This window comes from Bradyrhizobium betae (assembly GCF_050632175.1).
Taxonomy (GTDB): Bacteria; Pseudomonadota; Alphaproteobacteria; order Rhizobiales; family Xanthobacteraceae; genus Bradyrhizobium; species Bradyrhizobium betae_B.
In genome coordinates, this window is the sequence record NZ_CP192576.1 from 2,574,731 (window position 1) to 2,599,069 (window position 24,339).

Genomic DNA, 24,339 nt, shown 5'->3' on the forward strand with positions numbered 1-24,339 from the left:
AATCCATGGGGCGGCACAGACTGCTGCACGATGGATTCCGGGCTCATCGCTTCGCGATGCCCCGGAATGACGGGGCTAGTAAATCGACGGCTCGCCGATCGGCGCGCCGAAATCGGTCTCGAGGAAGTCGAAGTCGCAGCCTTCATTGGCCTGCTTGATGTGCTTGGTGAACATCCAGCCATAGCCGCGCTCGAAGCGGCGCTCGGGCTGTTTCCAGGCGGCGCGGCGCTTGTCGAGCTCGGCTTCCGATACGTCGAGGTTGATGGTGCGCGCGGCGACATCGAGCGTGATGCGGTCGCCGTTCCGCACCAGCGCCAGCGGGCCGCCGATGTAGGACTCGGGCGAGACGTGCAGGATGCAGGCGCCGTAGCTGGTGCCGCTCATGCGCGCATCGGACAGGCGCACCATGTCGCGCACGCCCTGCTTCACGAGCTTGGTCGGGATCGGCAGCATGCCCCATTCCGGCATGCCGGGCCCACCCTGCGGCCCGGCATTGCGCAGGATCAGGATGTGGTCCTCGGTGACGTCCAGATCGGGATCGTCGACCGCCTTCTTCATCGAGGGATAGTCATCGAACACCAGCGCGGGTCCCGTGTGCTTAAGGAAGCGCGGCGCGCAGGCGGAGGGCTTGATGACGCAGCCGTCGGGCGCGAGATTGCCCTTGAGCACGGCGAGCGCGCCCTCCTTGTAGATGGGATTTTCGACCGAGCGGATCACGTCGTCATTGTGGACCTGCGCGCCCTCGATGTTCTCAGCCACAGTCTGGCCGGTGACAGTGATGCAGTCGAGATGCAGATGCTGCTTGATCTGGCCCATCAGCGCCGGCAGGCCGCCGGCATAGAAGAAGTCCTCCATCAGATAGGCATCGCCGCTCGGCCGCACATTGGCGATGACAGGCACCTTGCGGCTGGCGATCTCGAAATCGTCGAGGCCGATGTCCTGGCCGGCGCGGCGGGCCTGCGCGATCAGATGGATGATCGCGTTGGTCGAGCAGCCCATCGCCATAGCGACCGCAATGGCGTTCTCGAACGCCTTGCGGGTCTGGATCGCCTTCGGCGTGAGATCCTCCCAGACCATATCGACGATGCGGCGGCCGCATTCGCTGGCCATGCGAATGTGGTTGGCATCCGCCGCAGGGATCGAGGAGGCACCGGGCAGCGTCATGCCGATCGCTTCCGCGATCGCGGTCATGGTCGAGGCCGTGCCCATGGTCATGCAGGTGCCGTAGCTGCGGGCGATACCGGCTTCGATGTCGAGCCAGTCCTTCTCGGAGATCTTTCCGGCGCGCCGCTCATCCCAATATTTCCAGCCGTCGGAGCCGGAGCCGAGCGTCTTGCCCTTCCAGTTGCCGCGCAGCATCGGACCGGCCGGCAGATAGATCGCCGGGATGTTCATCGAAGTCGCGCCCAGCAGCAGCGCCGGCGTGGTCTTGTCGCATCCGCCCATCAGCACCACGCCGTCGACGGGATGGCTGCGCAGCAGCTCCTCGGCGTCCATCGCCAGCAGGTTGCGGTAGAGCATGGTGGTCGGCTTCAGCAGCGATTCCGAGAGCGACAGGGCCGGCAACTCGAGCGGCAGGCCGCCCGCCATCAGGATCCCGCGCTTGACGTCGTCGACGCGCGACTTGAAGTGCATGTGGCAGGGCTGCGCGTCCGACCAGGTGTTGAGGATCGCGATAACAGGGCGGTCCTTCCACTCCTCCGGCGCATAGCCCATCTGCATGGCGCGGGAACGGTGGCCGAACGAGCGGAGATCGTCGGGCGCGAACCAGCGGGCGCTGCGGAGCTGGTCGGGTGTTTTCTTCTTGGTCTTGGTCATGATTGGGTGCCCCATTTCTGCACGGTGTTCCGCTCGATGGCGCGGAAGATCAGGTTCTCGACAAAGAGCCCGATGATAATCACCGTCAAGAGGCCTGCGAAGACCGCAGGTATGTCGAGCAGGTTGCGGTTTTCGAAGATGAACCAGCCGAGCCCGCCCTGTCCCGAGGACACGCCGAACACCAGTTCGGCTGCGATCAGCGTGCGCCAGGCAAAGGCCCAGCCGATCTTCAGGCCGGTGAGGATCGAGCCGAAGGCGGCGGGGATCAGGATTTTCGCCACATAGGGCAATCCGCGCAGGCCGTAATTGCGGCCGACCATGCGCAGCGTATTGGACACGCTCTTGAAGCCGGAATGGGTGTTGAGCGCGACCGGCCACAGCACCGAATGGATCAACACGAAGACCAGGCTGCCATTGCCGAGACCGAACCAGATCAGGGCCAGCGGCAGCAGCGCGATCGCCGGCAACGGGTTGAACATCGCCGTGACCGTCTCCAGGAAGTCTGTCCCGATGCGGGTGGAGATCGCAAGCACGGTGAAGATGGCGGCGAGCGCGATGCCCGCCGAATAACCCATGAACAGGACCTTGAGCGAGGCCCAGGCCCGCATCGGGATCGAGCCGTCCCTGACGCGGTCCCAGAGCGTGACGATCGTATCGTGCAGCGTCGGAAACAGCAGGGGATTGTCGAGAGTGACGCCGTAGGCCTCCCAGACCGCGGCGAGAAACAGGATGATGACGGTCTTGCGGACGAAACCGTCGTTCCACAACAGCTCGAGGACACTCAGCTTGCGCTCGACCTCCGCGGCGGCGGCGACCGGCGCATTGCGCAGCAATATTCTCGCTTCAGCCATGAGAAGCCCCCTCGATGCGGCAGGGCATCGTATCTGAATGCTCGCGAGAGGTCGTCATGCCCGGGCTTGTCCCGGGCATCCACGTTCTTTGTACCGCGCCGTAAGGCGTGGATGGCCGGGACAAGCCCGGCCATGACGTTGTGGAGGCGATTGGTGCCAAAATGCGCAATTCATGAGCGATTACCCTGTCAATGCGCGGTGGCTTCGGCCGCGAACAGGAGATCGTGGATCTCCTTCTCCAGCCGGCCGGCACTGCCGTCTTCGCTCGACACCTTGTCGACGTCGACCACCTCGGCCTTGACGCGGCCGGGATGCGGCGACAGCAGCAGGATGCGGTTGCCGATGCGGATCGCCTCCGCAATCGAATGGGTCACGAACAGCACGGTGAACCTGGTCTCGCTCCAGAGCTGGAGCAGCTCGTCCTGGCAGGTCCGGCGCGTCAGCGCGTCGAGCGCCGCGAACGGCTCGTCCATCAGGAGGATGTCCGGCTCCATCGCCATGCCACGCGCGATCGCAACCCGCTGCTTCATGCCGCCGGACAGCGTGTGCGGATAGGCATCGACGACACGGGTGAGGCCGACCTTCTCGATATAGGCCCGCGCCCGCGCCTCTGCCTCCTTGCGCGACAGCTTTCGCGCGGTCAGCAGCGGAAACATCACGTTCGCAAGCACGCTCTTCCAGGGCAGCAGCTGGTCGAACTCCTGGAAGATCATCATGCGGTCGGCACCGGGACCGCGGATCTCGCGGTCGTTGATGCTCATGCGGCCCTCGCTCGGCGTCATGTAACCGCCGACGGCCTTGAGCAAGGTCGACTTGCCGCAGCCGGAGGGCCCGAGCAGCACGAAGCGGTCGGACTTGTCGACAGTGAAGCTCACCCTTTCGGTGGCGGTGACGACCGCGCTGGAGGTCTTGTAGCGCAGCGTCACGGAGCTGACGTCGAGCAGCGCCATCAGTTGCCCTTCAGATCGTGCGCGACAGGGAGATAATAATCGGTCCAGGCCTTGGGCTGGTTCTTCAGCGTGCCGGCCTTGAACAGATGCGCCGCGAACTTCATCGTGCCCTGCGGCTCGAGATTCCACTCCATCATGCCGGGTTCCTTGAGTAGGGCGAGCAGCTCCTCCACGGAAGTCTTGTCGCCGGTGATCTCCTTGTAGATCTCGACGGCCTGCCTGGTGTCGCTGCGGATCAGATCCTGCGCTTCCCTGGTCGCGTCGCGCACGGCCTGGATGATCTTCGGATTGGCATCGGCGAATTTCGTCGTGGTGAAGAACTGCGCCTGGCTGAGCGGCCCGCCCATCACGTCGGGCGACGACAGCACGACATGCGCGCCCGGCACGTTTTTCAGCTCCAGGAAGGAGAACGGCGGGATCGAGAAATGGGTGTGCACCTCGTGCTTGGGATTGGCGAGCGCCGCATAGGCGTCGGGATGACCGAGCTGCACGGTGTTGGTATCGAGCTTCGCCCATTGATCGGCGCCGAAGGCCTCGGCCGCCGCGATCTGAAGCACGATCGCCTGGGTCGAGACCTTCACCGTCGGTACCGCGATCTTGTCGCCCGGGCCGAAATCCCTGATCGACTTGATGTTGGCATCGCGGCTGATCAGCGTCATCGGCTGCGCCGAGGTCGCGACGATGCCCTTCACCCCGCCGCGGGTCCGATCCCACAGCAGCAGCAGATTGCCGGTGCCGGTGTTGAGGATGTCGACGCCGCCGGCCAGCAGCGCATCGGTCTGCGCCCCGCCGCCCGAGAAGGTGACCCATTTGGTGGTGACACCCGGCACGCCGAGAGCGGCCGCATGCTTCTCGATCAGCTTCTGCTTTTCCATGATGTGGCTCGGCATGTAGAAAATGCCGGGCTGGCGCGACAGCGAGATCTCGGACTTCTGCTGCCCATGTGCCGCGGATAATGTGAAGGCGGTTGTGGCGATGACGGCAGCAACCGCAAGCCTGCTACGACGATGCTTGATCATTGTTGTGTGTTTCCTCCGGCCAGCGTCGCGCCGCGTTGACCCCGGTGATGCACTAATATATTAGTGAAGCGGAGGCAAGCCCGCGGGACCCGACATGGAAGCAACCCATACCGCGCCTCGCGCGGCCCGGCTCGATCGCGCCCGCCAAGCCGCGCCGCAGGTGTTCGAGCGCCTGCGCAATGCGATCATCGCCCTGGAGCTGCCGCCGGGCGCGCCGCTGTCACGCGCCGAGCTCGCCGGGCAGTTTGGCGTCAGCTTGACGCCGGTGCGCGATGCGCTGATGCGGCTCGAGGAAGAAGGCCTGGTCGACGTCTTTCCGCAGCACGCGACCGTGGTCAGCCGGATCGACATCAGCCGCGCCGAGCAGGCGCATTTCCTGCGCCAGGCCCTGGAGCTGGAGATCGTGCGCCTGCTAGCGGGCAACTGCGACGCCGCACTGATGGCCCGTCTGGACCATGCCATTGCACTGCAACAGCAATTTGCCAAGGCCGGTGACTTCGAGGCGTTCATGGCCGGCGACAATGATTTCCATGCCCAGCTCTACGCCGCCGCGGGCAAGCAGGAGCTTTGGACGCTGGTGCGCAGCCGCAGCGGACATATCGACCGGCTGCGCCGGCTGCATCTGCCCTCGCCCGGCAAGGCCCAGAACATCGTCCGCCATCACAAGCTGATCGCACGCGCGATCGAGGCCGGAGACGCCGATGCGGCGCAGCAGCATCTGCGCAAGCACCTGTCAGGTACGCTCAGCGAGCTCGACAAGATCCGAAGCCACCATCCGGAATACCTGACCGATTAGGCCTGCCCGCACCTCCATGTGCACGCAAACATGCATATGAGCGCCGCCGTCGGAACCGCGCGAAGCGAACGCTGAATGACCGCGAAGTGCTTGCAGGATGGGCACAATCCGCGCGACAATTTCTCATTTGAAACTTTGATTTGGATCGGCGGGAACATCCCGTTCGATCCGGAGGATTTTAGACGTGGCCAACATCCTGATCGTGGATGACGACCCGGCCGTGCAGCTCACGATCCGGCTGATCCTGGAGAAAGCCGGTCATCACGTCAGCGTCGCCGGCGATGGCCGCACGGGACTGGTGCTGTTCGAAGCCAGCCAGTTCGAATTGCTGTTCCTCGACATCTTCATGCCCGGCATGGACGGCCTGGAGACGATGCGCCACATCCGGGCGCGGCAGCCGGGGATTCCGATCATCGTCATTTCCGGCCGCTCGGTTACGCCGGACACTTACGCGGAGCCGGACTTCCTGAAGATGGCGACCAAGCTCGGCGCGGTCGCCAGCCTGCAAAAGCCGTTTCGGCGCGACGCGCTGCTTGCGGCTGTCGACAGCTGCCTCGGATCGGCGCAATCGTCGTCCCCGCCGCAACCCAATGCCGGTTGCGGCTGCTGATGGCTGAAAGCTCCATGTTACAGCGCGGCAGAGGCTTCCAGACTGTTCTCGACGCGGCGCAAAGGCCGACATGACCCTCGCAACCCGACTGGCCATCGCAATGATCCTGCTGGTCGCGGTGGCGGTCGCCGCCGTCGGATGGCTGAGCCATTACAGCCTGGAGCAGGCTTTCCTGCCGCGCGTGCTCGAACGCATCGAGAGCCAATCACGGCTGCTCGCCTCCCAACTCGAAGCCCAGACCACCGGCGCGCGTGCCGACATCGTGACATTCCACGCCGATGCCGCCGTGCGTGGCATGATCGATGCCCATTTCAACGGCGGCGTCGATCCGATCGATCACCTCTCGGAAAAGACCTGGCGCGAGCGGCTGCTGACGCGCCTCCTGGCCGATGTCGGGGCCCATCCGGCCTACGCAAAGTTTCGCGTGATCGGCGCTGACGGCCGCGAATATCTGCGCGTCGACCGATCGGGACCGGGCGGATCGGTGCGCGTCGTTCCCGACGAGGCGTTGCAGAACAAGGACGAGCGCTTCTTCTTCCAGGACGCGATCAAGCTGGCCGAGAACCAGGTCTACGTCTCTCCGGTCGATCTCAACGTCGACGACGGCGTCATTCAGATGCCCTATGTTCCGACATTGCGCGTCGCGACGCCGCTGTTCGGGTCCGATCACCGGCTGTTCGGCATCGTCGTCGTCAATATCGACATGCGCCAGGTGTTCGATCGCATTCGCATATCGGTCCGGCGGGGCGAGTCGGTCTATGTCGTCGGCCGCAACGGCGATTACCTCGTGAATCCCGATCGTACCCGCGAGTTCGGTTCGCAACTGGGGACACCGACGCACTGGCAGGACGACTTTCCCTATTTCGCTGCCGCCACCGGATCGACCTTGAGCTCTACCCAGATCGTGCCGGACGGCGACGGCAAGCCGAGCGGAACCACGATCGCGCCCGCGATCCTGGCCGAAGGGCAGTGGGTCGGCATCATCCGCGTCGTCCCCAACGCCGTCTTCATGGCACCCGCCGTCATCATCGAACGCACCACCATCACGATCGGTCTCGTCGCGGTCATGGTCGCTGCCCTGCTTGCCGTGCTGCTGGCGCGGTCGCTGACCCGGCCGATCGGACGGCTCACGACCGCGGTCGAGGCGATCGGGCGCGGTGACCACGCCGACATTCCGACCGACGCATCCGGCGAGACCGGCATGCTGGCCCGGGCCTTTGCCCGCATGGTCGAGGAGACGAAAGCAAAGACATCGGCACTGGAGCATGAGGTCGAGGAGCGGCGGCGCACCGAGGCCGCACGCGACCAGCTCGCCGTCCGCGAGCGCCTGTTCAGCGCGGCGGTCGAGTCCTCCGACGATTCGATCGTCCTGCAGACGCTCGACGGCACCATCATCGGCTGGAACGGAGCGGCCGAGCGGCTCTATGGCTATCCGGCCGAGGAAGCGGTCGGACAACCGACCTCGATCATCCTGCCGCTCGATCGCCGCGAGGAGGGTAAGGACTATCTTGCCCGGATTGCGAGGGGTGAGCGGATCGAGCACTTCGAGACCATGCGGGTGCACAAGGACGGCAGTCCGGTCGAGATATCGGTGAGCCTTTCACCGATCAGGGGCACCTCGGGCGATATCATCGGCGCGTCCGGCTCGGCGCGCCGCCTCACCGATGCGCGGCGGACCGAACGGGCCTTGCAGCAGCAGCTCGAGGAACGGCGGCAGCTGTTCGATGCTTCGCAGGATCTGATCATGATCATGAACTCGCAGGGCCATATCGTGCAGATCAGTCCGAGCAGCGAGACCATTCTCGGCTACCGGCCAGACGAGATGATCGGCCGCAGCGGCGTCGATTTCATCCATCCCGACCATCTCGAACAGTCTCGCGAGGAGATGCGCGCGCTCCGCCGCGGCGGTACCCCGAAGCTCGCCGACACCCGCTGCTTCCACAAGGACGGACACGAAGTCTGGCTGTCCTGGCTGGCCAACTGGTCGGATCAAGCCCGGCGCTTCTTCTTCGTCGGGCGCGACATGACCGAGGCGAGGCTCGCGGAGGAATCCCTGCGTGAGAGCGAGCATCTGGCCCGCAACATCGTCGAGACCGCACTCGATGCCTTCGTCCAGACCGACGACCGCAGCACCATCCTGAACTGGAGCTCGCGGGCCGAAGAGCTGTTTGGCTGGCGCCGCGACGAGGTGCTGGGCCGGAACGCGATCGATCTCATCGTCGCCGAGGCTGAGCGGGGAAGGGTCAAGGCCGGCCTCGCGCGGTTCCTCGAGTCTGCGGAGGGTCAGACACTCAATCGCCGCCGCGAGCTCATGTGCCGCCGCCGAGACGGCAAGGACTTCAAGGCCGAGCTAAGCGTCACCGCGCTGCGGCGCCGCGAAGGCGTCCTGTTCAACGTGTTTTACCGCGACCTGACCGACAAGATCGCGTCCGAGGAGCGCATCCGCCAAGCCGAGAAGATGGAGGCGGTCGGCCAGCTCACCGGCGGCGTGGCGCATGACTTCAACAACATCCTCACCGTCATCACCGGGACAATCGAGATCCTGAGCGACGCGGTGGCGAAGGAGCCGGAACTTGCGGCGATCACGAAGATGATCGACGAGGCCGCCGGGCGCGGCGCAGAGCTGACCCAGCACCTGCTCGCCTTCGCGCGCAAGCAACCGCTGCAGCCGCGCGAGATCGACATCAATTCGCTAATCATCGACACCGCGAAGCTGCTGCGGCCGACTCTGGGCGAGCAGATTCACATCGAATCGGTGTTCGAGGACGAAAGCGTCGTCGCGATCGTCGATCCCAACCAGCTGACCACAGCGTTGCTCAATCTTGCGCTCAATGCCCGCGACGCCATGCCCGGAGGTGGCAAGCTGATCGTGGAGACGGGGATTGCCTATCTCGACGAGGCCTATGCCAACGTCAACGACGTCCGGCCCGGCCACTATGTCCTGATCGCCGTGAGCGACACCGGCACCGGCATTCCCGCCAACATCCTGGCCAGGGTGTTCGATCCCTTCTTCACCTCGAAGGGACCAGGCAAGGGCACCGGGCTCGGGCTCTCGATGGTCTACGGCTTCATCAAGCAGTCCGCGGGCCACATCAAGATCTACAGCGAGGAGAGCCACGGCACCACGATCAAGATGTACCTGCCCCCAGGCAAGACGCCGACGGCGGTGGGCGAAGGCGTGACCCAGGCGGCTGTCGAGGGTGGACACGAGACCATCCTCGTGGTCGAGGACGACCGGCTGGTCCGCGAGTACGTGCTGGCTCAGCTGCATTCGCTCGGCTACGTCACCTTGCAGGCCGCGAATGCCGCAGATGCGCTCGCAATCGTCGCGAGCGGAGAGCCGTTCGACCTCCTCTTCACCGACATCATCATGCCCGGCAAGATGAACGGACGGCAGCTGGCCGACGAAGTCTCGAAGACGCGCCCCGATCTCAGGGTGGTCTACACGTCCGGCTATACCGAGAACGCGATCATCCATCACGGCCGGCTCGATTTGGGCGTGCTGCTGCTCGCGAAGCCGTATCGCAAATCGGATCTGGCGCGGATCATCCGCAAGGCGCTGCAGGGCTGAGCCGAGTCCGTAGCCCGGATGAGCGCAGCAACATCCGGGGACTTGTCGACGTCGGTCCCGGGTGTCGCTGCGCTCACCCGGGCTGCGACATCTGACTATCGGGCTACGACGCGCGCTGGGCCGCGGTCATCACGATGCGGATCAGGTCGGCGGCATTGCGCGCGCCGAGCTTCTTCATGATGTTGGCGCGGTGGTCCTCGATGGTGCGCGGGCTGATGCCGAGCGTGCGGCCGGCCTCCTTGTTGGACGCACCGGAAGCGAACTGTTCGAGCACCTCCCGTTCGCGCCGCGTCAACGGCTCGCGGCCGGGGAAATGCAGCGCGTTGAATTTCGGCGACGCACTCTCTGCCTGCCTGCGTGCATAGGCTCCGATCGCCTCGTCGAGCCGGCCGACGATCTCACTGCCGCGGAACGGCTTCTCGATGAAATCGAGCGCGCCGCTCTTGATCGCACCCACCGCCATCGCGATGTCGCCCTGTCCGGAGATCATGAAGATCGGCGCCGGATAGTCCTCGCCGTGCAGCTCGTCGAGAATGTCGAGACCCGATTTTCCGGGAATGTTAACGTCAAGCAGGATCGCCGCCGGTGTGCGGCTTCGCGCGACGGAGAGCAGTGCCGCGCCGTCCGCGAAACAAATCACTTCATAGCCCGCCGCCTTCAACACCATCGACAAGGTGTCGCGAACGGCAGGGTCGTCATCGACCACGAAGATCTCACCACGGGAGGTTTGTTCGACCATGTGCCATGTCCATCCGACATTAAAGGACTGCGTCCGCGCCTTTCGTTATGGCGTTCGGCGCAGATTCGGCCCACCCGTATTTGTACGGGACATGGACTTAACGCACAAGTAGCGGCATGGGGCCTATTTGCGGGACACGCAGAATATCCATGCTAAATTTTGCTGGCACGCCCTCGCTCGTGGCGGCGCCTGAAACTGACAGACGTCACTTGATCGCAGCGGACCTTCGCTCTCTGATCGCGCGCATCGATATCGCATGCGCCTGATCGACGCAGCCATGGAGCGGGACGATACGGGCAGTGCCGCAGGTTCCATCGATGTGGTCGCGCTCGACGACGTGACACCCCGTTATGCCACCGCGAGCGCCACCCTCAACGCCTGCCGGGCGGGCCTTGGCCGCGCCCTGCAGCAACTATCGGAATTCAGCAACTCGGCCTGAGCCGCAATCAGCGCGGCTGACCTGCCGCGTCTGACTGCATGACATCCGCGTCAGGCCCGGTGCCGCCCCACGATCGCGTCGGTGGCGACGCCGCCCCACGTGTGTATCGCCGGGAGGCCCATCGCCGTCTTGCCGAGATTGGCGAGGCTAATGCGCAGGGCCGCGAGATCCAGCGGCTTCGGCAGGCTCTGGAGCTCGATGCCGACAGAGCGGGCGAAGCTACGGGCGGCACTGCGGCGCTTGCCATCCATGCCGCTGATGACGATCACCGCGCCGGCGAACTTCACCTTCGCCATCTCGCCAAGCACCTCGATGCCGTCGCCATCCTCCAGCACGAGGTCGAGCGTCACGCAGTCGAAGCGCGAGGCGCGTAGCTTTTCGATCGCCTCTGCGACGGACGGCGCCACCGTGACCTCGTGGCCGGCCTGCTTGGCGGCGACGGTGATCAGGCTGCGCTGCGTGGCGTCGTCGTCGACGACAAGGAGCTGAAGCGCGCGCCGCTCGGCAACGTCGGGCAGGTTTGACGAGATGGGGAGAGGGAACTTCTGGGCATTTCCGTATCCTGGGATTGAGACCATTCATGGATACACGGATCGCGCTTAGGCGACGTAAAGCCGACGCGGCGAATTCACCCGGAAATTTCAGCAATTGTGAACCAACGTCCCGGAAAGCGGCGAGGCGGTCTGCGTCAGGATCACGCCGCTTCGTCACGGCTGCCGGAGGCACCGCCCTTCTTCCGGTTCTTGCCGCGCAGGAACTGGATGTCCATTTCGGCGCCGTTGACGCGCACCAGTTCGCAGCGGCGATAGGCGAGCCCCGTCGACGACAGCAGCAGGAAGAACTCCTTCAGGTTCAATCCCTGGATCGAACCTTCGACCGTGAGGATCGCGTCGGTGTCGGAGATCGCGTTGAGCTTGCAGTCGCGCCGCCACGTGCCGTCGATGGCCATGATGCAGACATCATAGCCGCGACTGAACGTGACGCGCTCGGCACCTTTGCCATCCTCGGCCATGCTTATCGTCCTGCCATCACCGCGATGCGCGGCGGCCCGGCACCGGCGGCAGCCGGCTTGGCCGCCGCCGCGCGCGGGTCGTTCGGCTTGTAGAGGCCGCGCTTTTCGGGGAGCGGCCGGAACGTGTCGGTCAGGCCGACCACAGTCTCCGCCGCACCGAGCACCAGGAAGCCGTCGGGCTCGATCTGGCGTGCCAGGCGGTTGAAGATGTTGATCTTGGTGTCCTGGTCGAAATAAATCAGCACGTTGCGGCAGAAGATGACGTCGAACGTACCGAGCTGGGCGAAATCGTGCAGCAGGTTGAGTTGCCGGTGCTGGATCATCGCCCGCAGTTCGGGATTGATCTGCCAGGTCTCGCCGTTCTGCTTGAAATATTTCATCAGCATCTGGATCGGCAGCCCGCGCTGCACTTCGAACTGGCTGTAGATGCCGGACTTGGCCTTCTCCAGCACCTCCTGCGACAGGTCGGTCGCGATGATTTCGACGCGCCAGCCGGTGAGGGCCGCCCCCATCTCCTTCAGGCACATCGCCAGCGAATAGGGCTCCTGCCCGGTCGAGCCGGCGGCACACCAGATGCGCACGCTGCGTTTGCCGGCGCGCGCTTTGATCACCTCGGGCATGATGGTGTCGCGGAAATGATCGAACGGGACCTTGTCGCGGAAGAAAAAGTCTCGTTCGTGGTCATGGCCTCGACCACGCTGCCGACCAGCGCGCTCGAGCCGGCCTGAAGCTTTTGCACGAGCTCGCCGATGCCGGAGAGTCCGGCCTTCCGCGCGAGCGGCAGCAAGCGGCTTTCGATCAGATACTGCTTGTCAGCAGACAGGTCGAGACCGGAACTATCCTTTAGAAACTTACGCAGGTACTCGTACTCGGTCGGGTTCACGGAAGACCTCTTGGCGTTAGCGAATGAGCTTCAGGCAGCAGTTTCTTCGCCAAGCGCAATCAGCCCCACTTCCTGGAACTTCGCCATCACGATGTCCTTGTCGAACGGCTTCATGATGTATTCGTTCGCACCGCCGCCCATCGCACGCGTGATGTGGTCGATACCGGTCTCGGTGGTGCAGAATACGACCATGGGTTCCTCGCCGCCGGGCATGCGGCGCAGCGTGCCGAGGAACTGGAAGCCGTCCATGACCGGCATGTTCCAGTCGAGCAGAATGGCTTCCGGCATCGCCTTCTTGCAGTGGACCAGCGCCTCGACGCCGTCTTCCGCTTCGATGACCTGAAAGCCGAGCGCTTCGACGATACGGCGCGCGACTTTTCGCACGATGCTGGAATCGTCAACCACCAAACACGTCTTCATCTTTGATCTCCCGCTTAAATTTCTTTTGTGAAAGTTCAGGCAGCCAATTGCACTTCGGTCTTGAGCTCGAGGACGCGATCGACGTCGAGGACGACCATGAGCTGTCCGTCGAGGCGGTGGACACCGCCAGCGAACTTCGCCATGCCGGGGTCGAGATTGACCGGGTTCTCTTCCATGCCGCTCTCGGACAGGCGCAGCACTTCGCCGATCTGGTCGATCAGCAGGCCGTAGGATTCACCGCGGAGGTCGACGCCGACCGCCATCGGGGTCTTGCCGTCCTCGGGCTTGGGCAGGCCGAGCCGGGCGCGCATGTCGACCACGGTGACGATGCGGCCGCGCAGGTTCAGCACGCCCGCGATCTCGCGCGAGGACAACGGAACGCGGGTGACGCGCTCGGGCATGAACACGTCCTGGACGCGGGAGATCGGCAGCCCGAACAGCTGCCCGCCGATCATCGCGGTGACGTATTCGACCATCGCGCCTTCGCCGGTCTGGGTCTTGTTGGTCATGTGCGTATCTCCTGATCCCCAAGTCTCTTTTGTTGGAGCATGATCTCGCCGGAAAACCGCTTCACACTTTTCCGGATCATGCTCTTACGCTGCTGCCCGGCTCAGATCGGAGGCGCCGGCGGCGCTCGCGGTCTGTTCCTTCAGCGCCGCGATCAGACCGGGACGGTCGAACTTGGCGACATAATCGTGGAAGCCGGCCTGACGGCCGCGCTCGATCGCCGCCGGCGACACCAGGGCGGAGAGGCCGATGATCGGCATCGAACCCAGATTGTTGTCCGAGCGGATGGTCTCGGCGAACTCGAACCCGTTCATGTCGGGCATCTCGATGTCGGTCAGGACCACGTCGAAGCTCTGCGCACGCAGCGCAGCCAGGCCCTCCTGCGCGGTCGGCGCGGTGCGGACACGGTAGCCGGCGGCCTTGAGCACCGGGGCCAGCATGTTGCGGAAGAACGCGCTGTCGTCGACCAGCAGCACCGACTGCGAGTGCAGCGACGGCTTCATCTCCTTGCGGGTGAACCAGTCGGAGAACGCCATCGGCAGGAAGTGACCGACGTCGATCACTTCGGTCGCCTGGCCCTTGATCACGGCCGAGCCCAGGATGCCCTGGCTGGCGCCGCCGACCTCGATGTTGAGCCGCTCCTCGACGATGTCGATGATCTCGTCGACGACCAGGCCCATCGAGCGGCCGTCATCGGAGAACACCAGGATCGGCTGGGCGCCCTGTGAGGCGATGGTGACGCTTTCCATGGCAACCAGCGGCATCAGCTGCTCGCGGTACTGCACCATGTAGCGGCCGTTGGAGAACTCGATCTTGTCGGCGGGGAGTTCTTCGAGGCGCGTGACAAGCCCGAGCGGGACCGCCTTGGGCTGGCTGGAGCCGGCGCGGAAGACGAGGAGCGAGGTGGTCTGCTCGCCCGAGGAGGCGTGGTGGGCCGAGGCCTCGTCGCCCATCTCGTGAGCCGAGGAGCCGGCGGCGCCGAGCGCCTTGGCGATGCCGTTGGGGTCGATGATCATGATCACGGCGCCATCGCCCAGAATGGTGTTGCCCGAGAACATGTCGATGTGACGCAGCTTGGTCGACATCGGCTTGACCACGATTTCTTCGGTGTGGAACACGCCGTCGACGACGATGCCGAAGGTCTGGCTGCCGACCTGGGTCACCACGATGAAGCCGTTCTCCGGATCGCTGGCCGCGCCGTCGTCGATCTTGAGCAGCTTCTTGAGGTGGATCAGCGGCAGCAGCTTGTTGCGCAGGCGAAGCACCGCGGTGTCCTTGATGCGCTCGATGCGGTGCTCGCTGTTGGCGCGGGCACGGACGAGCTCGACCACCGAGAGCTGCGGGATCGCAAAGCGGTCGCCGGCCGCTTCCACGATCAGCGCCGAGACGATGGCCAGCGTCAGCGGGATCTTGATGGTGACCGAGGAGCCCTCGCCGGCCACCGACTTGATGTCGATGGTGCCGCCGATCTGGTCGATATTGGTGCGGACCACGTCCATGCCGACGCCGCGGCCGGAGACCGAGGTGATGGCGGCCGCGGTCGAGAAGCCCGGCGCGAAGATGAACTTGTGGATCTGGGCTTCGCTCATCTTCTCGAGCTCGGCCTCGGTGACGAGACCGGAAGAGATCGCCTTGGCCTTGATCTTGTCGGTGTTGAGGCCGCGGCCGTTGTCGGCGATGCAGATGATGATGTGGCCGCCCTCGTGATAGGCGGACAGGCGGATGGTGCCCTGCTCGCCCTTGCCGCTCGCCAGCCGCTCGGCCGGGGTCTCCAGGCCATGGTCGGCGGAGTTGCGCACCATGTGGGTGAGCGGGTCCTTGATCAGGTCGAGCACCTGGCGGTCGAGCTCGGTGTCGGCGCCGTGCATCTCCAGATCGATCTGCTTGCCGAGTTCGCTCGAGAGGTCGCGGACGATGCGGGGCAGCTTCTGCCAGGCATTGCCGATCGGCTGCATGCGCGTCTTCATGACGCCTTCCTGCAGCTCGGCGGTGACGTTGGACAGGCGCTGCAACGGCACCTTGAACTCGGTGTCCTCGTTGCGGCGGGAGATCTCCAGGAGCTGGTTGCGGGTCAGCACCAGCTCGGAGACCATGGTCATCAAATGCTCCAGCGTATCCACGTTGACGCGGATCGACTGGTTGGCGACGCGGTCGCCCTCGCCTGCGGCCTCGTCGGCCACCGGCTTCCTCGCGGCCTTCTCCTTCGGCGCCTTGTCGTTGGAAGCTTTGGCTTCCTTGACGATGTCCTTGGTGACTTCCTTGGCAACCGGCGCCGGCGCTTCAGCGGCGGGCTCGGCCTTGACCTCGGCAACGGGCGCTTCGATCGGAGTCTCGCGGAAGGCGCGCTCGAGCTCGTCGAGCGACACTTCGCCTGGACGCAGCGGACGCTCCAAAGTCTGGTCGATCAGCGAACCCTGCGTCATTTCCTTTTCCTTCGAGGAAGTCTCGGTCTCAACCATGGCTTCGTCCGGAGCTTCGGGCGCAAGCGGCGGCGCTTCCGCAACGGGAGCAGCGGCTGCAGCGCTCGGCATCGGCTGCGCCGAGCCTGACGCGATCGGCGAAGCCGACGCTGACATCGCCGCCATGCCCTGCACGACCATCGCCTCCAGCTTGTCGATGAGATCGCGGTCGGTGCCCTCGGGCTCGGCTTCGGTCGCCTCGAGACCCGCGAGGATCTCCTTGATGCGATCGATCGAAGCCAGAATCAGCGACACTGCGTCCGCCGTCACCGGCATGCCACAGCGGAATTTGTCCATCAGGGTCTCGCCGGCATGCGCCAGCGCTTCCAGCCGCGGCAGTCCGAGGAAGCCGCAGGTGCCCTTGATGGTGTGGACCAGGCGGAAGATGTTATCCAGGATCTTGGCGTTGTTCGGCTCCTGCTCGAACTTCACCAGCTGATTATCGACGGTGTCCAGGCTCTCGCTGGTCTCCGTCAAAAACTCCCGCAACAGATCATCCATGAGCTACGCCTTAAATGAGCTGGACTTCGATGCCTGGGCCGCACATGGATCAGACGGAAGTCCTCGACTGGATCGTTAGACATCCCCTTTCACGGTCGCGTTAATTTCAGCCTCCGTGCTAATACGGATATTGAAGCGAAGTTTGCCGTTCGACCGCATCCGATAGCGTTTTCCGGCAGGAGCCGCGGGACATCTCTCGCATCGGTGCCTTAGGTAAACGCACCGATAACGGCGTTTCGACGTGCCCGAAAAATCCTGTCGTCGCGGCAGCCTATGCACGGACCGCGCGAATTGAATCAAATCACGCGCAATCAGAGACGCTCGCGCCGCTGCTTGCCTAAATCCGCAAGACACGCGCTTGCGGTAAACGAAAAACTTATTACGCGAAAGTCGCGATTGATAACGCGCTAGCCCAGTCGCGCCGCGGCGGCGCGGTACTCGGCAAGGCAATTGTTGATTGCTGCGAGCAAAGCATCCGGCGTGAACGGCTTGCGAAGGCAACGCGCCGCACCGAGCTCCAGCGCCATTCGGAGGAAGTCGGGAGCGGGCGAGTTCAGATTCGCGAAGGCATAGCCGGACATCGCGATGAGCGGAATGGCCGGCACACGCTCGTGGAAGATCCGGATCGACTCGAAACCTCGCATGTGGGGCATGAAGATGTCGATCATCATGAGATCGAATCGCCCGTTTTCGAGAGCGCGCAATCCGGCTTCTCCTCCTTCGGCGATCGTCACCTGGAAATTATGCCGCTGGAGATAGATCTCGATGGCCATGCACACCATCGGATCGTCGTCGACAACGAGAATATGGTGCAGTTCTCCTGCCCCCGTTTGAGCTTCCCGTTTTGGCGATTCAAGAATTGAACCGTGGGGCACGCCGTTCTCCTCTGGCTGGAATCCAAACATTGATGACCGCAAACGTCGTCGACGCGTCGAAAAAGAGGGAGTGGGGTGCGACATTCGCGGTACCGAGAAGCCGCTGCGTTGCTGACCGGTCCCTGATGATAAAATGCTTGCTCGGGACGTAAGGCCGCCTGCGTCAGCCGGCGCCCGTAGACGGCACGGATGCGATGCTCCCGGCTCACGAGGCCCCCCTTGCCGCTTTGTCCCGTCAACTCCAAAGAAGATGAGCGCTCCGCGAATCAGCGCGCCGTTCTTATTTCGGCCGCAAATGCGACGGCCTGTCTGCCTCCCAACAGGCATATGGCAGCACTGCAACCTTTACAATATCTCACAGCAGATGCACAACTTAACAACGAGGGGTGCGTGACATCGATTTGTCGATGAACGCTTCGGATGGATCTCTGCATGCGCGCAAGCCAGCCGTCGAACCAGTTGCTGCAAATGCTCGACCTTGCAGATTTTGATCTGCTGCGGCCTCACCTCGCAACGGTTGAATTGGCCAGAGATACTGTCTTGGGAGAAGCGGGCGCGACGTTACGCCACGCCTACTTTCCGCACAGCGGATCGGTCTCGATCACGGTGAGCCTTTCCGAAGGACAGATGATCGAGATTGCCATGCTGGGCCGTGACGGCGTCGTGGGCGGCGGAGCGGCACTCGCCGATGGCGTGGCCTCGGCCGACGCCGTCGTGCTGTTTCCCGGTGCTGCATCCATGGTGGAAATCCCGGCTTTCCGCGCGATCGCTGCCGCAAGCGCGCGGTTTCGCAACCTGATGGTGCGCCATGAGCAGGTCATGCTCGCGCACGCGCAGCAATCGTTGCTCTGCAATACGCTGCATCCGGTCGAAGCCCGGCTGGCGCGCTGGCTGCTGCGCGCCAGCGATCTCTCCGACAGCAAAACCCTCCCGCTAACTCAAGAGACACTGGCGCAGATGTTGGGCGTACGGCGCAACGCGATTTCCCTCGTCGCAAACGCACTCCAGCGCGCTGGCATCATTCACTACACCCGCGGCCAGATCGAGATCATCGACCTGCGCGCGCTGGAGACGACGTCCTGTCATTGCCATGCAGCCGCGAAGGCCCGCCAGGCAGCCTTGATCGGAATCCGGCAATGACGCTGGCGGAGGACGCACCCGGCTGCATGCCGCCGTGCACACAGGAAGTATCTGACGATTGCGTAATTGCCCGGATAACAAAGTACCAATTGCCAATATATCCCGACGTGAACATGATGAAACTTACCAGTGCAGGGGATCGTCAAACTCCGCTTCGCTGACGAGACGGGAGGCAGCTTTGGAAACGATAGTTCGCCCATCCAACGGTTTCCTGTCTGCGTTGTCGGCAGACGATTACGAGTTGATCCGCCCGCATCTGCGCACGATTGATCTTCCGCATGAAGCGCTCCTGGTCGAAACCGGCGAAACGCTCAAGCGCGCCTACTTTCCCCACCGCGGGGTCATCTCGCTGGTGGTGAAACTCGCCAAGGGCGAACATGTGCAGGTGGCCATGATCGGCCGCGACAGCCTGCTTGGCACGCTCTCGACCATGGGCGATGCCTGCGCGCTGAACACGGCGATCGTGCTGGTTCCGGGCGCCGCCTCCGTGATGGACCTCGACCGGCTGCGGGTCATAGCCGACCAGAGCACCACACTGCGGACGCTGCTCACGCGTCACGGGCTGGCGGTCTACGCGCAGGTCCAGCAGACCGCGGGCTGCAACGCCGCCCATCCGGTGGAAGCGCGGCTGTCGCGCTGCCTGCTGCACACCCACGACCTGTCGGGCGACTACCGGCTGCTGCTGACCCAGGAGGCGATGGCGCAGATGATCGGAGCGCGGCGCAACAGCGTGTCACTGGTCGCCAATACGCTGCAGCAGGCGAATTTCATTCACTACAGCCGCGGGCACATCCAGATCCTCAACCTGGAGGGCCTGCGCCAGACGGCGTGCGAATGTTACGCCACCGTGAAGGGCCAGTACGATCGGCTGCTCGGGGCGCGCTGACCAGCAGGGCTGCGTGGTAAACCGGCAGCTAACGCGAGCCCGCAAACACCTGCTGTCCTGCTACCGGAACTGAAATCCGAATGCCGTAGACATGGGCGTGCCTCGCGCCGGACGGGCGGCGCGACAGAACAACCGTGATCAAGATCGACAAAGCCATGTTTGAAGTGACCGTTGCACCCGAGCAAATGGCGCTCGATGCCGAACCCGCGCGCGAGCCGGGCGCATACCAGGCACTGGTGCGCGAGATCGGCGACGAGGGCGCCGGCGAAGTTCGAGCCGTGTTCTGGAGCGAGACCAGCGCGCGCCTGCAATTGTTCCGCACGCTCTCGCTCGCGCAACACCACGCCAGGATCGCGCGCGAAGCGCATTCGCTGAAGAGCGCTGCCGGGACGTTCGGCTATCTCAGGCTGGCGGCGCTGGCGTTGCGGCTGGAGGCGTCCGCAGAGGCGCTCGGCGAGACCGAATTCTGCGATCTCCTCGATCTGATGGATGCCGCCTATGCCGCCGGGCGCGTCCAGGAGCCGCAGGCCTAGAGCGACACGTGCAAAACCCGCCGTACTTCTACGGTTTGGGATTTTCACAGATGGCTAATCATGGGCGGCGATATTCACCGGAAACCAGGAGGGTTTCCATGTTCACCTACGAGACCGCGGACCAGAAAGAGGTTCGCCGCTTCCGCATCGCCCAGTTCAACGGCCGGATGGCCACGGTGAAGGCAGGCGAGTCGACGGTGACAGGCTTCGTGCGCTCGGTGCTGGAGCAGGAATCGAGCACCCCTCCGCGCTGGACCATCACGATCATCCCGAACGCGCCGAGGGAAGCGATCAAGCCGCTGCGGCCCGGCTCGCGGTTGCGTCCCTTCGCCGAAGACTATCTCTGAGCAAGCGAGTTCGGAGCCGGCCTGCGCCGCCAGCGGCGGCGCAACGACTGACCTTCAATCGATCGAATAGAGCAGCGCCGCACGGACGAGGTCCGCGGTGTTGCGCGCTCCGAGCTTGCGCATCGCCTCGGCGCGATGGCTCTCGAAGGTACGCGGGCTGATCTGCATCCGCAGCGCGCCCTGCTTGTTCGAGTAACCCTCGCTGATCAGCCTCAGCACCTCGCGTTCGCGCTTGGTCAGCCGTTTCTGGCCCGACAACTCCGCGTTGGGCGTACGCTGCGGCTGCGGTGCACGGACGACCTGCGTTTCGGCGTCCTCGGTTCTGGACGGGATCGGCAAGCCGGCCTTGTGAGGACCGGCAAGCTGTTTGACCACGCCGCAAACGCGCTCGGTCTGCGTCAGCGCGTTCTCGATCACTCGCTGCAGATAGGCTCGGTCGCCCGCCACGGGCGCGAGCTGATCGCTGTGATGCTTGATCTCACCCATGTAGAGCAGAAGCGCGGTCAGGGGGCCGTTGAGTTCACGGGCGATGGCGGCGGCCATTTCGTCGGCAGCCTTGGCGCGGGCTGCGTTCAGGCGAACGTAGTCGAGCTCTTCGCTCGGAGCGGCGCTGCTTTCGAACCATTCCGACGGCCGCGAATCAGTGGCCGTATCGTTCTGTGACCCCATGTGATTCGTTTAGCGGAACTCAGGGCCTTCTGTGGTTAACTTTTTCCTCCGTAAGACTACGGTAATTTTGGCAGTTCTGTGCTGAAAGGTTGGAGAAGGCACAATTTGTGCTTGTGGGACGCCGCCCTTGACTATGCCAGGGTTGATAAATTTGCTCAAATCATCGGCAATCGGGCGAAAGCCTCCTTAACAGTCGCCTCCAGACCGGACGTCCGCGGGCCCCGGATTTTACGGATAAATTAACCGCCCCTTGCTTCTCTATGTCACAATTGAGAGCGCGCAAATGCCTCCACGCATTAGGCCGGTAGGTCTGCTGGAATCGTTGCGGAAGATTGCGTGCCATGAACGAGATCAACCAGCTATCGGAGTTCTTGCAGAAGCTGACGCCGCTGTCGCGCAGCTGTCTGCTCAGCGAACTCGAGCGGCTCGAGCTGTGCGGCATCGACATGCCGGGCTCGGCCGCCGTCCAGGCCCGCTTGCGCGCCGAGTTCCGCAAGGACGGATCGACCCAGACGCGCGCCACCGGCCCCTCACGCTACTTCTTCGCCCCGGCTCGAGCTGCTGCTGATCGACGGCGCGCCTGAGCATCCCAATATGGGGCGGATCTCGCGCAACACGCTCACCCCGATCTGGGAGTGGATCTGCCGTGACCTGCTGCCGACCATGGCGCGCGACTACATCAAGGCGATCAACGACCAGGTCACAGCCAACAACCCGAAGGAAGTCCTCAAGGTCGCATCGACGTTTCAGACCAAGGTCGTCAAGGTGCTCGAGAACACCTTCGCATCCGCGGAGAGCACCGAGTTCGCACGTGGCAAGCTCGCGCAATATACGGCCTCGCGCACCGCCTTCGACGATGTCAGGAAGATGCAGCAGGTGTTGCGCGCCGGCGACGCGCTGCCGAAGTTCAACGAGAAGCTGCCCGCGACAATCGCGAAGTTCGACGACGGTCAGGTTGCCCAGATCACCACACAGCTCGACGCCTTCAAGAAGTCCCATCCCGAGGCGTTGCCCTTCGCGCTGACGCTGGTGGCGAGGCGCCTCAAGACCTCATGGCAATTGGTGCGGCTCGCCACCAAAGCCGCGGCAAGCAAGAGCGCGGCCGACGTCGCCGCCGCGCCCTATGCCTGCGTCGTTGCCATGGTGCTCGACCGGCTCGACGACAAGCGCCTCGCTCTCAGGGTTGCGCTCCGGCACAACCGGGTGCTGGTCGCCCGCGACCTGCTCACCGAAATCTACGACACCGAATATGCGCTCAAGGTCCGCATCGACGGCATCGAGAGTTGCGAATGGGGTGTCCGGCTGCAGCAATTGATGGATGCGATCGCGACGCTGGTGTCCGCCGAGGTCAGCCGCTTCCCCGCCAATGTCGGACACATTCTCGGCTCACGCCGGCTGCGCAGTCACGACACGCTTGGCGGCAAGCTGTCCTATCTGGCCTGGAAGGGACGCGACGCGGTGCAGGATGGCGCAGCGGCGTTTCGCAAATTGATCGGGCAGACCTGATACCGCATAGCTAACGCGGCAGGCACAGGAAGCGATCGAGAAATCGCCCTGACAACACGAATCTAAACCACCAATACATCATTCGCCGCATCGACATAGCTGTAATCCTCGACAGCCCACCACCGGCTGCGCGGAGCATTAGCGCAGGTGCAGCAATACGCATGTGATGTGTTTCACATTTGCGTCCGAACGCCCGGACGCGCTGTCGCGGATCCGTCACGCGCAGCGCCGGATCGCGTGGAATGAGTCCGACGACCAGGCGGCCGCACCGTTCAGCACGACAAGACGACCAGCAATTGGGGCGGGCGTTATTCAATTGGGCGAAGCGCGCCCCGCCCCGTCCAATTGCAGGACACTACACACACACGCTGGAAAACTGCGCCGCATGAAAATCTCACATGATTGTCACACGCCGGCGCGCCGGCACGCGGGCAGACGTAAAAACTTCCGCAACGAGACCCGGACAATTTTAGACGTGATGCGGGCTTTAACGTTACCCAGATAATTCGACGATCGGCTGAAGCCCTCCATATTTGAAACTGCTCCCATCGCTAACACCGGTCGCGGAACGGGAGTGGTTTGCGATGAACGATGAAATTGTCGAGCTCGCCGGACGGAGGCCCAAAACCTTCGGACGGCGAAAGGTAACGCCGCGCGCATGCGTCGCCGACGGCAAGCGCCATCTGCGCGCTTTCCTCGCCGAGGTCCTGGAGGATCTCGGCTTCGTCACCAGCGAATGCGCCAGCGCCGACGAGCTGCAGGCCGTGCTGACGAGCGACCTGCCGGACCTGATCCTGCTCGGCATTGCTGCCGACGGCATCGAGCCCGGCCAGTTTCTGGAGACCCTCGTGCGCGAGGCGTTCGACGGCAAGGTTCTGGCCGTCGGCGCCCGCGAGTCGATCATCGTCAGGGCGGTGCAGCAGGTCGGCGAGGAATATGGCCTTGCCATGCTGCCGCCGCTGACGACGCCCTTTGCCGCAGAGACGCTGCGCGATCGCGTCGCGATGCTGCTGCCGGACGAGCCGGCGCCGAGCCCGGCCGTGCATGTCGGCGAGGCCCTGCATGCCGGCTGGCTCGAGCTCTGGTACCAGCCCAAGATCGACGCGCGCACGCTGATCCGCAGCGGCGCCGAGGCGCTGGTGCGGATGCGGCATCCGACCTGGGGCGTGGTGCCGCCGGCCTATTTCATCCCCGAAGAGCACGATCCGCACCTGCGCGACCTCTCGGAGTTCGTGATCGAGCGCGCCCTGCAGGACTGGCATTATCTGCTGGAGCGGCAGAGCCAGGTCGATCTCTCCATCAACCTGCCCGCGTCGTATCTGAAGGAGCCGCGCGCCGTGCGCGATCTCTGCCGGCGCGTGCCGACGCATCCGGCCTTCGGCGGACTGACGATCGAGATCGACAGCGAGGAGGCGATCCGCGACCTCGATCTCCTCACCGAGGTCGCACGCGAGATGCGCCTGAACAATATCGGGCTGTCGATCGACAATCTCGGCGCCAACTGGCCGTCGCTGATGGATCTGGATAAGATCCCCTTCATCAAGCTGAAGGCCGACCGGCACTTCGTCACCGGCAGCGGCAGTGACCGCCTCAAGCGTACGGTGTGCCGTCACATCGTCGAGCTTTCACATGGCTATGGCGCGCATGCCGTGGCCGAAGGCGTCGAGAGCCGCGCCGACCTCGTCGCCGCGAACGAGCTCGGCTTCGACTTCGTGCAGGGGTTCCTGTTCGGCAAGCCGATGCCGCTGAAGAAGTTCGCGAAGGGTGCGCTGACGAAGACGGTGATGGGACAGGCGTGAGATGCAGCC

General features: G+C 64.0%; 21 protein-coding genes and 2 pseudogenes. 10 read left to right on the forward strand and 13 right to left on the reverse strand.

Features of this window, described 5'->3' with window-relative positions; genetic code table 11:
* Positions 1-75: 75 nt before the first annotated feature.
* The 4 genes from araD to ACQ86E_RS12475 all read right to left on the reverse strand — a co-directional run bounded on the left by araD (position 76) and on the right by ACQ86E_RS12475 (position 4,638).
* Entirely contained in the window at positions 76-1,818 is a 1,743-nt protein-coding gene (gene araD, locus ACQ86E_RS12460; protein WP_431205632.1) for an L-arabinonate dehydratase, read from the reverse strand.
* Positions 1,815-2,669, reverse strand: coding sequence for an ABC transporter permease (locus ACQ86E_RS12465; RefSeq protein ID WP_431205633.1), 855 nt, complete (start codon positions 2,667-2,669; stop codon positions 1,815-1,817). Before ACQ86E_RS12465 ends, araD begins: the two co-directional genes overlap by 4 nt.
* Positions 2,670-2,857: 188 nt before the next feature.
* Entirely contained in the window at positions 2,858-3,619 is a 762-nt protein-coding gene (locus ACQ86E_RS12470) for an ABC transporter ATP-binding protein (RefSeq protein WP_431205634.1), read from the reverse strand.
* The gene (locus ACQ86E_RS12475; RefSeq protein WP_431205635.1) at positions 3,619-4,638 is read right to left on the reverse strand and encodes an ABC transporter substrate-binding protein; all 1,020 of its coding nucleotides are present in this window, start codon (positions 4,636-4,638) and stop codon (positions 3,619-3,621) included. Before ACQ86E_RS12475 ends, ACQ86E_RS12470 begins: the two co-directional genes overlap by 1 nt.
* Before the next feature lie 94 nt (positions 4,639-4,732).
* On the opposite strand from ACQ86E_RS12475, the gene ACQ86E_RS12480 reads away from it, so the two are divergent.
* From ACQ86E_RS12480 to ACQ86E_RS12490, 3 genes are all read left to right on the forward strand, one after another.
* On the forward strand, positions 4,733-5,434 hold the full coding sequence (locus tag ACQ86E_RS12480; protein WP_431205636.1) for a GntR family transcriptional regulator: 702 nt from the start codon (positions 4,733-4,735) through the stop codon (positions 5,432-5,434).
* Between the two features lie 184 nt (positions 5,435-5,618).
* Positions 5,619-6,044, forward strand: a complete 426-nt coding sequence (locus ACQ86E_RS12485; protein ID WP_431205637.1) for a response regulator — start codon at positions 5,619-5,621, stop codon at positions 6,042-6,044.
* Positions 6,045-6,114: 70 nt separating this feature from the next.
* Complete coding sequence (locus ACQ86E_RS12490; RefSeq protein ID WP_431205638.1) at positions 6,115-9,615, forward strand: PAS domain S-box protein; 3,501 nt, start codon at positions 6,115-6,117, stop codon at positions 9,613-9,615.
* Positions 9,616-9,718: 103 nt separating this feature from the next.
* Here the strand turns inward: ACQ86E_RS12490 and ACQ86E_RS12495 are convergent, their stop codons facing one another.
* Positions 9,719-10,354, reverse strand: coding sequence for a response regulator transcription factor (locus ACQ86E_RS12495; RefSeq protein WP_431205639.1), 636 nt, complete (start codon positions 10,352-10,354; stop codon positions 9,719-9,721).
* Between the two features lie 256 nt (positions 10,355-10,610).
* On the opposite strand from ACQ86E_RS12495, the gene ACQ86E_RS12500 reads away from it, so the two are divergent.
* Positions 10,611-10,793, forward strand: coding sequence for a hypothetical protein (locus tag ACQ86E_RS12500; RefSeq protein ID WP_431205640.1), 183 nt, complete (start codon positions 10,611-10,613; stop codon positions 10,791-10,793).
* A 50-nt stretch (positions 10,794-10,843) separates the two neighbouring features.
* Here ACQ86E_RS12500 and ACQ86E_RS12505 read toward each other — a convergent pair whose 3' ends face one another.
* From ACQ86E_RS12505 to ACQ86E_RS12535, 7 genes and pseudogenes are all read right to left on the reverse strand, one after another.
* Positions 10,844-11,371, reverse strand: coding sequence for a response regulator (locus ACQ86E_RS12505; RefSeq protein WP_431205641.1), 528 nt, complete (start codon positions 11,369-11,371; stop codon positions 10,844-10,846).
* Positions 11,372-11,487: 116 nt separating this feature from the next.
* Positions 11,488-11,805 (reverse strand): PilZ domain-containing protein, encoded by a 318-nt coding sequence (locus ACQ86E_RS12510; RefSeq protein WP_431205642.1) that lies wholly within the window; start codon positions 11,803-11,805, stop codon positions 11,488-11,490.
* A 2-nt stretch (positions 11,806-11,807) separates the two neighbouring features.
* Positions 11,808-12,688 (reverse strand): annotated as a pseudogene (locus ACQ86E_RS12515) (CheR family methyltransferase).
* 30 nt (positions 12,689-12,718) lie between these two features.
* The gene (locus tag ACQ86E_RS12520) at positions 12,719-13,108 is read right to left on the reverse strand and encodes a response regulator (RefSeq protein WP_014439077.1); all 390 of its coding nucleotides are present in this window, start codon (positions 13,106-13,108) and stop codon (positions 12,719-12,721) included.
* Between the two features lie 35 nt (positions 13,109-13,143).
* On the reverse strand, positions 13,144-13,617 hold the full coding sequence (locus ACQ86E_RS12525; protein WP_431205643.1) for a chemotaxis protein CheW: 474 nt from the start codon (positions 13,615-13,617) through the stop codon (positions 13,144-13,146).
* Between the two features lie 84 nt (positions 13,618-13,701).
* Entirely contained in the window at positions 13,702-16,575 is a 2,874-nt protein-coding gene (locus ACQ86E_RS12530; protein ID WP_431205644.1) for a hybrid sensor histidine kinase/response regulator, read from the reverse strand.
* Positions 16,576-16,982: 407 nt separating this feature from the next.
* Positions 16,983-17,390, reverse strand: coding sequence for a response regulator (locus ACQ86E_RS12535; protein ID WP_431206460.1), 408 nt, complete (start codon positions 17,388-17,390; stop codon positions 16,983-16,985).
* 492 nt (positions 17,391-17,882) lie between these two features.
* Between ACQ86E_RS12535 and ACQ86E_RS12540 the strand changes: the two genes are divergently transcribed.
* The 4 genes from ACQ86E_RS12540 to ACQ86E_RS12555 all read left to right on the forward strand — a co-directional run bounded on the left by ACQ86E_RS12540 (position 17,883) and on the right by ACQ86E_RS12555 (position 20,356).
* On the forward strand, positions 17,883-18,590 hold the full coding sequence (locus ACQ86E_RS12540; protein ID WP_431205645.1) for a Crp/Fnr family transcriptional regulator: 708 nt from the start codon (positions 17,883-17,885) through the stop codon (positions 18,588-18,590).
* A gap of 178 nt (positions 18,591-18,768) precedes the next feature.
* Positions 18,769-19,476: a Crp/Fnr family transcriptional regulator gene (locus tag ACQ86E_RS12545; protein WP_431205646.1), complete on the forward strand. Its 708-nt coding sequence runs from the start codon at positions 18,769-18,771 to the stop codon at positions 19,474-19,476.
* Between the two features lie 155 nt (positions 19,477-19,631).
* On the forward strand, positions 19,632-20,009 hold the full coding sequence (locus ACQ86E_RS12550; RefSeq protein WP_431205647.1) for an Hpt domain-containing protein: 378 nt from the start codon (positions 19,632-19,634) through the stop codon (positions 20,007-20,009).
* A gap of 98 nt (positions 20,010-20,107) precedes the next feature.
* Entirely contained in the window at positions 20,108-20,356 is a 249-nt protein-coding gene (locus ACQ86E_RS12555) for a hypothetical protein (RefSeq protein WP_431205648.1), read from the forward strand.
* A gap of 54 nt (positions 20,357-20,410) precedes the next feature.
* Here the strand turns inward: ACQ86E_RS12555 and ACQ86E_RS12560 are convergent, their stop codons facing one another.
* Positions 20,411-21,025: a LuxR C-terminal-related transcriptional regulator gene (locus ACQ86E_RS12560; protein WP_431205649.1), complete on the reverse strand. Its 615-nt coding sequence runs from the start codon at positions 21,023-21,025 to the stop codon at positions 20,411-20,413.
* A gap of 341 nt (positions 21,026-21,366) precedes the next feature.
* Here ACQ86E_RS12560 and ACQ86E_RS12565 point away from each other — a divergent pair.
* Both ACQ86E_RS12565 and ACQ86E_RS12570 read left to right on the forward strand, forming a co-directional pair.
* Positions 21,367-22,531: pseudogene (locus ACQ86E_RS12565) on the forward strand (hypothetical protein).
* A 584-nt stretch (positions 22,532-23,115) separates the two neighbouring features.
* Complete coding sequence (locus tag ACQ86E_RS12570; RefSeq protein WP_431205650.1) at positions 23,116-24,330, forward strand: EAL domain-containing protein; 1,215 nt, start codon at positions 23,116-23,118, stop codon at positions 24,328-24,330.
* Positions 24,331-24,339: the final 9 nt, after the last annotated feature.

What these genes read in the sequence shown, in the direction of transcription:
- ACQ86E_RS12465 (WP_431205633.1), bottom strand. Translation starts at nt 2,669, where the DNA reads ATGGCTGAAGCGAGAATATTGCTGCGCAATGCGCCGGTCGCCGCCGCC.
- ACQ86E_RS12560 (WP_431205649.1), bottom strand. Translation starts at nt 21,025, where the DNA reads ATGGGGTCACAGAACGATACGGCCACTGATTCGCGGCCGTCGGAATGG.
- araD (WP_431205632.1), bottom strand. Translation starts at nt 1,818, where the DNA reads ATGACCAAGACCAAGAAGAAAACACCCGACCAGCTCCGCAGCGCCCGC.
- ACQ86E_RS12525 (WP_431205643.1), bottom strand. Translation starts at nt 13,617, where the DNA reads ATGACCAACAAGACCCAGACCGGCGAAGGCGCGATGGTCGAATACGTC.
- ACQ86E_RS12550 (WP_431205647.1), top strand. Translation starts at nt 19,632, where the DNA reads ATGTTTGAAGTGACCGTTGCACCCGAGCAAATGGCGCTCGATGCCGAA.
- ACQ86E_RS12490 (WP_431205638.1), top strand. Translation starts at nt 6,115, where the DNA reads ATGACCCTCGCAACCCGACTGGCCATCGCAATGATCCTGCTGGTCGCG.
- ACQ86E_RS12540 (WP_431205645.1), top strand. Translation starts at nt 17,883, where the DNA reads ATGCGCGCAAGCCAGCCGTCGAACCAGTTGCTGCAAATGCTCGACCTT.
- ACQ86E_RS12480 (WP_431205636.1), top strand. Translation starts at nt 4,733, where the DNA reads ATGGAAGCAACCCATACCGCGCCTCGCGCGGCCCGGCTCGATCGCGCC.
- ACQ86E_RS12510 (WP_431205642.1), bottom strand. Translation starts at nt 11,805, where the DNA reads ATGGCCGAGGATGGCAAAGGTGCCGAGCGCGTCACGTTCAGTCGCGGC.
- ACQ86E_RS12500 (WP_431205640.1), top strand. Translation starts at nt 10,611, where the DNA reads ATGCGCCTGATCGACGCAGCCATGGAGCGGGACGATACGGGCAGTGCC.
- ACQ86E_RS12470 (WP_431205634.1), bottom strand. Translation starts at nt 3,619, where the DNA reads ATGGCGCTGCTCGACGTCAGCTCCGTGACGCTGCGCTACAAGACCTCC.
- ACQ86E_RS12475 (WP_431205635.1), bottom strand. Translation starts at nt 4,638, where the DNA reads ATGATCAAGCATCGTCGTAGCAGGCTTGCGGTTGCTGCCGTCATCGCC.
- ACQ86E_RS12520 (WP_014439077.1), bottom strand. Translation starts at nt 13,108, where the DNA reads ATGAAGACGTGTTTGGTGGTTGACGATTCCAGCATCGTGCGAAAAGTC.
- ACQ86E_RS12530 (WP_431205644.1), bottom strand. Translation starts at nt 16,575, where the DNA reads ATGGATGATCTGTTGCGGGAGTTTTTGACGGAGACCAGCGAGAGCCTG.
- ACQ86E_RS12495 (WP_431205639.1), bottom strand. Translation starts at nt 10,354, where the DNA reads ATGGTCGAACAAACCTCCCGTGGTGAGATCTTCGTGGTCGATGACGAC.
- ACQ86E_RS12570 (WP_431205650.1), top strand. Translation starts at nt 23,116, where the DNA reads ATGAACGATGAAATTGTCGAGCTCGCCGGACGGAGGCCCAAAACCTTC.
- ACQ86E_RS12505 (WP_431205641.1), bottom strand. Translation starts at nt 11,371, where the DNA reads ATGGTCTCAATCCCAGGATACGGAAATGCCCAGAAGTTCCCTCTCCCC.
- ACQ86E_RS12555 (WP_431205648.1), top strand. Translation starts at nt 20,108, where the DNA reads ATGTTCACCTACGAGACCGCGGACCAGAAAGAGGTTCGCCGCTTCCGC.